This window comes from Balneolaceae bacterium, from assembly GCA_034521495.1.
Classification (GTDB): Bacteria; Bacteroidota; Rhodothermia; order Balneolales; family Balneolaceae; genus Rhodohalobacter.
In genome coordinates, this window is the sequence record JAXHMK010000015.1 from 46,553 (window position 1) to 58,453 (window position 11,901).

The 11,901-nt window shown below is 42.0% G+C and carries 10 protein-coding genes; 9 read left to right on the plus strand and 1 reads right to left on the minus strand.

The features are described 5' to 3' along the window. Nucleotides 1–108 precede the first annotated feature (108 nt). The 8 genes from U5K72_14830 to U5K72_14865 all read left to right on the plus strand — a co-directional run bounded on the left by U5K72_14830 (nt 109) and on the right by U5K72_14865 (nt 8,254). Nucleotides 109–1,275 (plus strand): acyl-CoA dehydrogenase, encoded by a 1,167-nt coding sequence (locus tag U5K72_14830; protein MDZ7720087.1) that lies wholly within the window; start codon nt 109–111, stop codon nt 1,273–1,275. Nucleotides 1,276–2,527: 1,252 nt separating this feature from the next. Then, the gene (locus U5K72_14835; GenBank protein MDZ7720088.1) at nt 2,528–3,793 is read left to right on the plus strand and encodes a PAS domain S-box protein; all 1,266 of its coding nucleotides are present in this window, start codon (nt 2,528–2,530) and stop codon (nt 3,791–3,793) included. A 51-nt stretch (nt 3,794–3,844) separates the two neighbouring features. Beyond that, nucleotides 3,845–4,279, plus strand: coding sequence for a SufE family protein (locus tag U5K72_14840; GenBank protein MDZ7720089.1), 435 nt, complete (start codon nt 3,845–3,847; stop codon nt 4,277–4,279). 99 nt (nt 4,280–4,378) lie between these two features. Continuing rightward, a complete protein-coding gene (locus U5K72_14845; GenBank protein ID MDZ7720090.1) occupies nt 4,379–4,999 on the plus strand; it encodes a thioredoxin domain-containing protein in 621 nt (206 codons plus the stop codon). A gap of 145 nt (nt 5,000–5,144) precedes the next feature. Beyond that, on the plus strand, nt 5,145–5,693 hold the full coding sequence (locus U5K72_14850) for a gamma carbonic anhydrase family protein (protein ID MDZ7720091.1): 549 nt from the start codon (nt 5,145–5,147) through the stop codon (nt 5,691–5,693). A 56-nt stretch (nt 5,694–5,749) separates the two neighbouring features. Next, the gene (gene hemW, locus U5K72_14855) at nt 5,750–6,934 is read left to right on the plus strand and encodes a radical SAM family heme chaperone HemW (protein MDZ7720092.1); all 1,185 of its coding nucleotides are present in this window, start codon (nt 5,750–5,752) and stop codon (nt 6,932–6,934) included. Between the two features lie 191 nt (nt 6,935–7,125). Next, nucleotides 7,126–7,392, plus strand: a complete 267-nt coding sequence (locus U5K72_14860; GenBank protein MDZ7720093.1) for a DUF6364 family protein — start codon at nt 7,126–7,128, stop codon at nt 7,390–7,392. Between the two features lie 208 nt (nt 7,393–7,600). After that, nucleotides 7,601–8,254, plus strand: coding sequence for a hypothetical protein (locus U5K72_14865; protein ID MDZ7720094.1), 654 nt, complete (start codon nt 7,601–7,603; stop codon nt 8,252–8,254). 347 nt (nt 8,255–8,601) lie between these two features. On the opposite strand, the gene U5K72_14870 is transcribed toward U5K72_14865, so the two are convergent. Beyond that, nucleotides 8,602–10,422, minus strand: a complete 1,821-nt coding sequence (locus tag U5K72_14870) for a T9SS type A sorting domain-containing protein (GenBank protein MDZ7720095.1) — start codon at nt 10,420–10,422, stop codon at nt 8,602–8,604. A gap of 110 nt (nt 10,423–10,532) precedes the next feature. Between U5K72_14870 and U5K72_14875 the strand changes: the two genes are divergently transcribed. After that, nucleotides 10,533–11,495 (plus strand): rhodanese-related sulfurtransferase, encoded by a 963-nt coding sequence (locus tag U5K72_14875; GenBank protein ID MDZ7720096.1) that lies wholly within the window; start codon nt 10,533–10,535, stop codon nt 11,493–11,495. Nucleotides 11,496–11,901: the final 406 nt, after the last annotated feature.

The following is an 11,901-nucleotide window of genomic DNA, read 5'->3' on the forward strand; positions in this document are numbered from 1 at the left end:
GACTGGCTAACCATTTTCGGAAATCAACAAGAGGTAATGGTTGTTTCAAAATCAAGACCAGGTATTGAACAGCCGAGAAAGCCAATAATGAATTAAACTCATATAGTTATGGCGGAGAATACAGAAAAAATGCATCCACTTACTCACTTAACGGAAGATGAACAGATGCTGAAAGATGCGGCGGCAGAATTTGCTGATTCAATCATTCAGCCCAAAGTTGAGCAGATGGAGGAGGAGGCAAAACTCGATCCCGAATTGATTCAGTTATTTTTTGAAATGGGATTTATGGGAATTGAGATTCCTGAAAAGTATGACGGCGGTGGCGGCACATTTTTTATGAGCATCCTGGCTATCGAGCAGATTTCCCGTGTAGATGCATCCGTAGGAGTGTTTATGGATGTGCAAAACACTCTCGTGAATAATGCTTTTTTACGATGGGGCTCGGAGGATATTTTAGAAAGATTTTTACCCCAGCTGGCGGCGGAAAAAGTAGGAGCGTATTGTCTTTCAGAAGCGGGATCGGGTAGTGATGCGTTTGCTCTGAAATGCTCGGCAAAAGAAGAGGGGGATTCCTATATACTTAACGGTACCAAGCTTTGGATTACCAATGCCGCTGAGGCAGATATATTCCTGGTATTTGCCAATATTGATCCCGAAATGGGCTACAAGGGGATCACCTGTTTTATCGTGGAACGGGGAATGGACGGATTCTCCATATCCAAGAAAGAGAATAAACTGGGAATTCGGGCCAGTTCAACTTGTGAACTGACGTTTGAAGATGTGAGAGTACCGAAGGAGAATATTCTCGGTGAGGTGGGCAAAGGCTACAAAGTGGCTATGGAAACCCTGAATGAAGGACGAATTGGAATTGGCGCACAGATGATCGGGATTGCCCAGGGCGCGTATGATGCAACAATTCGATACACAAAAGAGCGTCAGCAGTTCGGCAAGACTATTTCGGAGTTCCAGGCCGTTCAGTTTCAGCTTGCAAAAATGGCTACCGAACTGGAGATGGCACGTCTGTTAGTGTACAATGCAGCAAGAAAAAAAGAAGCCGGTCAATCCTTTCTGAAGGAAGCAGCGATGGCTAAATATTACAGCTCAGAAGTGGCGGAGAATGTAAGCTCTATGGCGGTGGATCTGTTTGGCGGGTATGGGTACGTGAAAGACTATCCCGTGGAGAAATATTACCGTGATTCAAAAATCGGCAAAATTTATGAAGGCACTTCTAACATGCAGCTTCAGACTATTGCTAAGATTATTTTGAAGGAATAGATGAAGAACCTGGCAGAGCACGAAGCGGAGCGGAGTTCCTGCCTGAGTTCGGATTTTTATCAATAACGTAATCAAGATCAACCATACTACGCAATTCTTGCAGGAGATCGAAAAGCACAATTACTGCTGAGATGTTACCCCGAAAATTATTTTATTTGAACGATATGTGATATAAAATTTATAGAAAATGCTTTAATAAAGTGGGATACCTTATTGTGGAGTTACCCCATTTTTTACTCCACCCTATAGAACCTAATCCCAAGTGCTCTGCTCGTCATTGTTCATCCGACATATATCACGTTTTGTGGTAGTCTCTTTTTTAATGCGAAAAAAGGACTACTACGCTAAAGCTTTGAAGACCAAGTGACGAAAAACGCATGGGAATAGAGATGTTCACGGTCTATAGTTTTAAACTATGATTTGCTTTCACTTCTTTTTTGTCGTTTCTAACGGCTTTCCCGCTATTCCCGTAACCTCTGAAGATCGATCATAGGTCTCCAATACATTCGGCCTTGAAGAATCTGTGGGAACAGGATGGATTGTGAAGCGCTGTGGCAGCCTTCGTTACCGGTGATACACTTGATTCTACTTACAAACGAAATGGACCATTCGAAGGGTGCCGCGCTGAACAATCAGCCGCCACAGATTCTTCACAGCCGGGAGGTTTTGGATACTTTTGCTGGTACAAAAGTATCAGGAAAGAAATGCTGTAGGGCTGTTTATGTTGTATCAAAGCACATTCGTTCTCTTTTTTCCAGTTTCCACTTGTAAAATTCTACAATTTGTTGATACTATTTGGTTTATGAATTATTAAGTAAAAATTTCGGGGTAACTTCTGGATACCTTATTCCCTTGTTTCACCGCTCTGCTGTAAAACAAAATGCAGGCGGTGCTCTGCCCCACCGTGTATTGGCCTTATACGGGCAGCAGAGCAGCCCTGAATACCATCCCGGAGCAGACCATCGAAGAGAACATATTGCAGTTCGTCTTGCATTAGAAAATGGGATAACTCCACAATCGCTGCCAAGTTGCTAATTTGAGAACCTTGCAGTAAAAGTACTGATATGCGATTGGAGATATTTGATCTCAGATATCCGAATTTTTTCTGAATTACTTAATTTTTTTGGAATGATTTGCAAACGAAAGAGTGTTTTGATCTTGTTTAAGTATACAAAGTTGGACGAAATGTTGGGAAAACAGCCTTTCGGTTATTAAATAGCATCTTTTAGTAAAAACAATCACGCGCAAGATTATGTCGAATATCCAGGAATTTTTAAAATCGTGCAGTAAAGACGACGAATCATATCAAAAACTCATTGAGTTTGTAAAGGAAATTGTTGAGGAGAAAGAAGAAACGAAAAAACAATTGAAATTGCTGGAGAGTGCCATACGAAGCGATTACGATTCCATACTCATCACAACACTTGACCTGGAGAAGCCCGGCCCCAAAATTGTTTATGTGAACGATGGTTTTACCCGAATGACCGGATACTCAAAAGAAGAAGTAATTGGCAAAACACCACGAATACTGCAGGGCCCTAAAACCGACCGGAAAGTACTGGATACATTAAAGAGACGACTTAAAGAAGGACAAGCATTTTTTGGCCATACTGTAAACTACAGAAAAGATGGATCTGAGTTCATCAACCAGTGGGATATCCATCCGTTAACAAACGAAGACGGTGAAATCACGCACTGGGTTTCTTATCAGCACGATATTACCGAGAGAAAACGATCTGAGAAAAAGGTTGTAGACTCCAAAATTGAGTTCGATAGTCTTACTGAAGAATCGAAGAAAACTTTGATTGATATTGATGAGCAGGGAAATATTATCACATCAAATAAAGCATTCAGAGATCTTGTAGGGTTCGAAGACGAAGAACTGAAGAAACGTAAAATCTGGGACCTGCTTGCCGACGAACAGATAGAAAATTTTAAACACCGGTTCGATAAATTTAAACCCAGTGATTTTGATGGCTCATCATATGAACTGAAAATTGCAAACAGCAAAGGGAACTTTATTGAAGTGAAAATGAAAACCCGGCTGCTGGAGATCGACGATCAAAAAGTTGTTCGGGCTTCGTTTGAAAATAAATCGCTGCAGAAACGAATTGTGGCAATGCTGAATAAACGGAATGAATCGTATAGAAATATGTTCGATACGATGCGTGAATTCCGCTACAAGTTGGTTTTGAATGATGATAAGAAATATGAATTTGAGTACGTATCAGATACATTTTCAAATATAACCGGAATATCTAAAGAAGATGCAGAGGAGATGCTGCTAAAAAACCTGGTTCATCAGGAGGATACTGAAAAAGTTGAGGCGCACCTTAAAAATGTATTGGATGGCAAACCGGATACTGCTCAGTATCGGATTAAAGGAAAAGATGGTGGATACATGAATGTTATCGATTATGCCAAACCGGTTTGGGATGCAGAAAATGCAACGGTGGTGGCAATTAAAGGTGCAATCTCTACAGAAATTTCATCAGCTCAGAAATCTACTAAAGTCTAATCTTTTTCGTTAACAATTCGACACCTGTACTAAGAATCCTTACTTTAGAGTATGAATATTGAAGAAAAACAGGACCGGATTGTACGACAATTTGAATTGCTGGGCGACTGGCAGGAACGCTATAAGTATATCATAAAGCTTGGGCAGAAACTGGAATCGCTTGACGACAAACACAAAGTAGAAGAAAACCTTGTTCGTGGATGTCAATCTCAGGTATGGCTGGTGACCGAGCAGGATGATGATCGTTTAATTTTCAAAGCCGATAGTGACGCCGCCATTACCAAAGGACTGGTGGCGATGCTTGTAAATTTCTATTCCGGCGAAAATCCTGATACAATTCTCCAGACAGATCCCGAGTTTATTGATAAGATTGGCATGCAGCAGCACCTTTCGCCAACGCGATCAAACGGGCTGGCATCTATGGTGAAGCAGATGAAAATTTATGCCATGGCATACAAGAGCAAAATGGGCCAATCGGTACAGTAATTCATCATTATTTTCAGTAAACTTTAGTCGCCTGACTGTAGAACGTTTATTTGGGTCTATAGAAACAGGTTGTGAACTTATAATCGGAAGTTATCTATCATGAATAAAAAAGTAATACAATCAGTTGCGTTTATAGCTTTTATTGGGGTTGCCATTACAGCACTCTATTACGGCGGAGTTTTTGGAAATTCCTCAAGTCAATCGCAAGACAATACACAGCGTACTGCTCAAAAAGTACACATTTTAAAATACAGCGATTACCAGTGCCCGGCATGTAAAGCGTATATTCCGCTTCAGGAGCAGCTTAAAGCAGAATTTGGTGATATGATAGAGATTGAATATCGATATTTCCCGTTGAGAGGTCACCAATATGCCGATCTTGCGGCGAGAGCAGCTGAAGCAGCCCGGCAACAGGGAAAATTTGAGGAGATGCATGACCTGATTTTTGAATACCAGGAGCAGTGGTCTCAGGGAGGTGCCCGTGATTATTTCTTTGATTTTGCCGAACAAATTGGATTGGATATGGATCAGTTTGAAAGCGATCTCGAATCTGAAGAGGTACAGCAAACGGTGAACAGTCAACTCCAGGAGGGTATTCGGCGTACCGTCAACTCAACACCAACATTCTTTTTAAACGGACAAAAGCTGCGGCAGAATCCACAAAGTTACGAGCAGTTTAAAGCGATTGTTGAGTTATATATGTACCGCTCTGATGGATAGGTAGTACAACGGGCAGCTTGCCCGTTCCCTGATTTTTTAATCCGGCTGGATTCCATTCCGGTGTATTCACATTTATTCGAAATTAACGGAAGCCGGACAAGCCCCGACGGTTCGGGATGGCTTGGCCACTGTACGGCGTACTTTTATGATCTACGAATTTCTTAAAAAATCCCCACAGTTCGATGATACTGTTTTTGTAGCCCCCAGTGCAGATATTATCGGGGATGTGACGATTGGCAGTGATAGCTCCGTTTGGTTTAATGTAACGATCAGGGGAGATGTAAACTGGATTGAAATTGGTGAAAAAAGCAATGTCCAGGATAACAGTTGTATTCATGTAACCAATCAAACGAACCCAACAAAATTAGGAAACCAGGTTACTATAGGACACAATGCTACCATTCACGGATGCACCATTCACGACAGGGTTTTGGTTGGAATCCAGGCTACAATTCTGGATGATGTTGTGGTTGAACCGGATGTGATGATCGCCGCCGGCAGTCTTGTACCGCCGGGAAAAAAGTTAGAGTCGGGATTTTTGTATATGGGCACCCCGGCAAAAAAAGTGAGAGAGCTTACCGAAGAGGAGATTCAGCATATTGCCCAAAACGCCGACAATTATGTGAAGTATCAGCGTACTTATCGACAGGTGGATACATACGATGAAAATCCTTTTTATAAGAGTAAAAAGTGAAGAGAAACCCGCGAAGTTTAGTTCTGAAAGGTCTCCATTTTTGGGAATAGTAGCTCATGTTGAAAGAAAACTTCGCGGATTTAAGAATCATCAATCCAAAAATGTCCGGAATCTACATCCATATACCGTTTTGCAAGCAGGCGTGCAGTTACTGCGATTTTTATTTCTTAACGCGAGGTGAGCTTCGTCAGCCTTTTGTAGATGCTCTTGTTTCTGAGGTTGATTCGTACCGGAATTCTGCATTCACAAAAGAAACCGTTCAAACCATTTATCTGGGCGGCGGAACACCATCTCTGCTGAATCAACAGCAGCTTGCAACCATTTTTGATGCATTACACGAAGTATTTAATATTGATGCTGTTGAGGTTACGATGGAGCTCAATCCGGATGATGTAACCCCCGATTATCTCTCCATGATCCAGAACCTGGGCGTGAACCGTGCAAGCATGGGTGTGCAATCTTTTGATAAGAACCTACTGGAATTTATGCATCGGGCGCATACTCCTGAAGAAGCATTTACTGCATTGGAGGCTTTGCAAAAAACAGGATTTCCAACTTTCACGGCTGATCTGATTTACGGAAATCCGGGCCAATCATTGAAAACTCTTGAGAAAGATATCAGTCAGCTTCTTCGTTTTGATCCGCCTCATATCTCGGCCTATTCACTAACTGTAGAGCCCAGGACCCGGCTGGGCAAACAAGTTGAGCTCGGGCGGCTCGATCCACCGGATGATGATCGCGTATCAGATCAGTTTGACCTGGTACGTAAGAAATTGGCAGAATTCGGAATTGAGCAGTATGAAGTCAGTAATTTTGCAAAACCAGGCAAGGAAGCTGTACATAACAGCAATTATTGGAATCACAAAAATTACATTGGATTGGGGCCGTCCGCTCATTCATTTTGGTGGGATGAGATGGGGGCAAGACGCTGGCAAAATGAAGCCAATCTCAAAAAATATTTGAATGAAAAGCCCAGAGACTATCGCGAAGGCGAGGAAGAACTCTCAAATAAAACACTCGCAGAAGAGCGGCTAATGCTGGGCCTGCGAACCAAATGGGGCGTTTCAGAACAGAACCTTAAACAAAAGTATGAGTATCATTTTATTGATTCTCAAAGAGAGTGGATTGAAAATCAGATAGAAAAGGGATTCATGAACAGAGAGAACGATCTTCTGAAAATGACACCGGAAGGCTTAAAAATATCCGATCATTTGATTGTTGATTTGTTGTCTCATACATAGAAGGCTTTGCAAAACCGTGGGTATGCGTCAATCTGAACTCGATTCAGATTCTCCATTCGTCTTTATAGCCAGTATCAGGAGATCCTGAATCCAGGAGTTCAGGATGACGGTCATAGTTTTGCAAAGCCTTCACATAAGTGAGACGGCAGAAATTAAATCTATTTGTGATTATACGCATTAATCAAAGGATCATGAAAGAAAAGTTAAATCTTACCATAGAAAGAGAGGTCAAAGAGCGGGCAAAAAAGCTTGCAAAAGAAAGAGGAATAAGTGTCTCAAAAATGGTTGAGAAAATGTTGAAGTCGGTTTCAGCCCCGAATGATAATTGGACTCCAAAAGAAGGGAGTATAGTTTCACAGATGTCAGGAAGCATACCCGCACCAGAAGGAATAGAATACGATGAATTATTGACGGAAGCGCGTTTAGAAAAAGAAGGGTATGGAAAAAATATTGATTAACAGCGATGTTTGCCTGGATTCTATAACGGGTCGTATTCCGTATTCAAATGCAGCAAGTCAGTTACTTGAACTGTTGAAGATAGAGTTTATCCGTTTAATTATTTGAAAAGGATTAAAATTTTTTAAATATATAAGGGATTCAAGTTTTAGCAGAGAATCAAAAGAGAAGTGAGAGAACCCGAATCCACAACCTTAAAGCCCTTCAATTATGACTCCTCCAAACGATCAGTCTCCTATTTCTCAACCACCCAAAGAATTTTTTGATGATGCCTCCTTCAAAACGCTGTATGGAGGCGTAGTTGTTACCTGGGTTGCCACCAGTGCCATTGCTGATGTTTTGGGGGATGGTATCGATTTGAAAATGCTGGGATTTATAGTTGCTTTGACTGTAGCATTTGTTGGATTTTTTTTAAGTGAGCAGCGAAATATGAAAAAGCTGGTGATCACCCCTTTCAACGGGTTGCTGATCTATCTGACAATTATGGGAGGTACCTCGTTTTTGCCCGCTGATATTGAGGACAGGCAAGTTACAGCCGGACCGGACACCACTCAAACTGAAGTTACAGAACCGGGAGAGTCAATACCTGTCAGCCAGTCTTCCGCTTTCTTGCGGGCATGGAATCCCGACAGGGATCTGGTGGAAAAAACAAATACACTGCAACAGGAAAATGTGCAGTTAGAGGTTAGAACGAAACAGCTACAGCAGGTAAATCAAACCTACGAAACAAAACTGGATTCAACGCGACAGGTCATTCAAACGCTCCAGGTTTCACCGGAAATCAGAGAAAATTTGATGAGAACTCTGGATGTGAATGCAACTCAAAATTTTGAACTGAGGGATAACAGTTTAATCAACAATTAAGAAATCTCGTGTTTTTTATGATGACGAAAGTGTTTAGTAATAAACCAAAGAGAGGCTGCCAGAAAAGGCGGAATACCATAAAACGGAAGATATAGTTTGAAAATTTGTTCAAAGAGAGAAAATTGGTAGGCGGCAGAATCATCAGCCAAAAAAATATGGTAATCCACAACTCTATTTTTTGGTGGGTGTCCCCCTTCGAAGGGGGCAATGGGGGATGATCATTTATGCTTCTTCACCAACATAAGGTTACCCCTTCAAAGGGGGACTTTTATCTTTTTTTCGACCCAGAGGGTCGGGGAATTAAACTACTTTAGATTAAAGCAGTGAATAAGAGAGAGTGTAAACAATCATTTTACCAAAACCATCTTCCGGGTAATGGCGGCCTGGTCGGTTACAATCCGGTAAAAATAGACACCTGATGCAAGGCCGGTTCCGTCAAACTGAACGGTGTGAAAACCGCGGCCGAGCTGATCATCAACCAGAGTTGAAATTTTTCGCCCGATCCGGTCGTACACCTCAACCGTGACATCTTTTTGTTCAGTTAGTGAGAATTCGATATTGGTTGTAGGATTAAAAGGGTTCGGATAGTTTTGTGTGATAGTATCTTCATCCGGAATTGTAGAGCTGACGATGAGATTATAGGAGCCGCTGCTGTCCCTGTGGGTGTTTACGACTGCAATTCTCATATCAACCAAATTATCCCAAGACCATGTGGTTTGAAGTGTTTGAATGTTGGAAAGAGGATTCACTGTGAAATCAACGTCAATCTCCCCGTTTTTGAAAAAACCGATCACTCCAAAACCAATTCCATTCACATCCGATTCCAGTGAGATAGAGGGCTGGCCGGGTGTAATATTTGATGGCATAACCTCCAGGTAATGAGCAGCATTTGACTGCAAATATTGATTTGTAACACTGTCCGGCGGCTGGGTGAGAGTTTCAGTAAACTTCGCAGACGGATATTCCGTGCGTTCTTCGAATCCAAAACCGGGTGTGGTAAAATTGGGTCCCGCCGTCATATGCCAAAGGTGATTCATCAAATGTTCCTGCGGGAAGTTCATGTTTTCTAATTCCAATGCCTGTCTCACAGCGTCCAGAAACGGGATCAGATCTTCGGGGTTATCAGAATTCAGATAATCGTTACGGATTATATTCCATACATCCACCCAAAAATGAGTCCCAAACATTTCTGAAAAATAGAGCATCCAGGTAATATGATTATAGGAGCCGGGGGTTGGATTTTCCGGATTTCCAAAAATAGATGAACTTCTGGCTTTTCCACGGTCCCAGTCATTCATTTCATTATCATATTGCATAATGTAGTTGTAGTAGTCGTTCACGTCATCAAAAACAATCTCCTCCATCAGAGTGGCATCCATTTCAGACCAGGCAGTATTTCCTGCTTCTCCCTTCCAGCGGTTGGTTGCATATTGAATGGCATGTTTTATTTCATGGGCTATGGTAGCATACAAAGCTCCAATTTGGTCTCCTTCCGGATGTGTATTCGCAGGAAAACCTTCAAAATTTCTGTGGACATTAATAGATGTTGTTGATCCTGAAGAGCGTGTTGTTCCATAAAATCCAAAATCTAAAAAATAGATTTCATACGGATCGGATTTCAAAAAATCCATAAATCCAATCTCATTCACTTCATGCCGATAGGAAGAATCAGCAGCAAAAGCAGCTTTTTCAATGTAATCCGGGGTGCCGTTGCCATCTGAATCTTCAGTTGGAACAGCATCCTCACCCTCAACCTCGTAATAGAGAATAAAGTTGCCGGAGGGAGACTTATGCGATTGCATATCAGCAGAAGATTTTGGCGCAGTTAACGCTTCAATTTCTGATACAGTTGCTGCATGTAGTTGGTCTTTTACATTTTCGAACTCCATCAAAACGGGTGTTAAGCAGCGGATTGGGAGATTTTCTGTGCTCTTGGCAAGATATCTCTTATTCATTCGTTCTGGTGCAAATCCCGCATAAACAGATTGGAGTAACGCTTCATCTTTGGAGATTTTACCGGATTGAACTTCCTGCTGAATGGCCGAAAGTATGGGGTGATTAGTACCTTCAACGTGTTGATTGGGGAGTACTTGAGCAAACAGAGTTTCTCCGGGGAGTGTAAAAACACAAATAAATATGAATATAAAAAAGCCGGCCTGTTTGATCATTTTCTCCATATTTTCAAACGGAGAGAGAGTTTAAAACTTATTTGAAATCATCGTAAATTATGAATTCGTGAAGGTTAAACGAATTCTATTTACAAAATTGTATGAAATCTATGAATTACGAAGTAATACTATATTATAATTTTGAGCCGATTGCCGACCCTGAGGCGTTTTGTAAAGATCATAAGCGGGAGTTGAAAAATCTTGGCCTCAAGGGACGTGTGTACATCGGCAAAGAGGGAATTAACGGAACCCTGGGCGGCACTCCCGAACAGATTCAACAGTATAAAGAATACTTATGGAGCATCGGGGGGTTTGAAGATACCGAGTTCAAAACGGACAGAGATGATACCGTGCCATTTGCAAAACTAATCTGTAAAGTCCGTGACGAACTGGTGGCCATTCATATGGATGGGCTGAATCCGGAAAATGGCGGAAATTACCTGGAACCGGAAGAGTGGCGAAAGGTGATGGAGAATGAAGATGATTATGTATTGATTGACGTGCGGAACAATTACGAATCGAAAGTGGGCCATTTTGAAGGAGCGATGACACCCGATGTAGATAATTTTTATGATTTTCCTGAATGGCTGGATGAAACCGCGCAAAAGATTCCCAAAGACAAAAAAGTGCTGATGTACTGCACGGGTGGAATTCGGTGTGAGAAGTTTTCTGTTTTAATGAAGCAGAGAGGCTGGGATGATGTGAATCAACTACACGGCGGAATTTTACGATATGCCAAAGAGGAAGGTGGTGAACATTTTAAAGGCAAATGCTTTGTGTTTGATGATCGGCTGGTGGTGCCCGTGAATAAGGATAATCTTCAGCCAATCGCCCGGTGTGAAATAACCGGTAAGCCTGCTGACAGTTATATCAATTGCGCGAACATGGAGTGCAATAAGCTGTTTGTCTGTTCAGAAGAGGGTGCCAAACAGATGGATGGCTGTTGCAGTGAAGAGTGCAAACAGAGCGAGTTTAAACGTCCGTTTGACTCTGATAACGCCTTCCGTCCCTTCCGAAAATGGTACAACTATTTTGATGATGAGTTTAAGGAGCGGGAGTTGCAGGAGCAGTAGAGAAAAGATAGCGCGAGCGTCTCGCTCGTGCTTCGTTATACTACACTTTGGCACAAGCGGCACCCCTTAAACTTGCGCAAGTGTTAAATCCGGTATTTCAAAGTATAAATTGGAATAAAGTCAGATAGTGTCTTTCTGGAAAAAAACTTTCTACAATTAGTAAGCAAAGGATGTCACTTGTGCCAATCTTTTTGCAAAGGGAAAGGGGCACAAGTGACGCTTCGCTTAACACTTGCGCCAGACGGGGAAAATGATCTTCGGCTGCTGAATTCACTTCTGCCGAATGGTTGAGGCAAGAAACAACAAAATAACCAGCCGAAAAAGTCAATCGGCAGGCGAGGTTCGTGATTGATCTCATTACCGGCGCAAGTTTGGAACTTGTGCGAAAGTGAACGCAGGTACAAGT

Excerpts from the sequence above, each read along its gene's own strand:
- U5K72_14850 (MDZ7720091.1), top strand. The coding sequence starts at position 5,145 with ATGATCTACGAATTTCTTAAAAAATCCCCACAGTTCGATGATACTGTT.
- U5K72_14845 (MDZ7720090.1), top strand. The coding sequence starts at position 4,379 with ATGAATAAAAAAGTAATACAATCAGTTGCGTTTATAGCTTTTATTGGG.
- U5K72_14830 (MDZ7720087.1), top strand. The coding sequence starts at position 109 with ATGGCGGAGAATACAGAAAAAATGCATCCACTTACTCACTTAACGGAA.
- U5K72_14840 (MDZ7720089.1), top strand. The coding sequence starts at position 3,845 with ATGAATATTGAAGAAAAACAGGACCGGATTGTACGACAATTTGAATTG.
- U5K72_14860 (MDZ7720093.1), top strand. The coding sequence starts at position 7,126 with ATGAAAGAAAAGTTAAATCTTACCATAGAAAGAGAGGTCAAAGAGCGG.
- U5K72_14865 (MDZ7720094.1), top strand. The coding sequence starts at position 7,601 with ATGACTCCTCCAAACGATCAGTCTCCTATTTCTCAACCACCCAAAGAA.
- U5K72_14875 (MDZ7720096.1), top strand. The coding sequence starts at position 10,533 with ATGAATTACGAAGTAATACTATATTATAATTTTGAGCCGATTGCCGAC.
- U5K72_14870 (MDZ7720095.1), bottom strand. The coding sequence starts at position 10,422 with ATGATCAAACAGGCCGGCTTTTTTATATTCATATTTATTTGTGTTTTT.
- hemW (MDZ7720092.1), top strand. The coding sequence starts at position 5,750 with ATGTTGAAAGAAAACTTCGCGGATTTAAGAATCATCAATCCAAAAATG.
- U5K72_14835 (MDZ7720088.1), top strand. The coding sequence starts at position 2,528 with ATGTCGAATATCCAGGAATTTTTAAAATCGTGCAGTAAAGACGACGAA.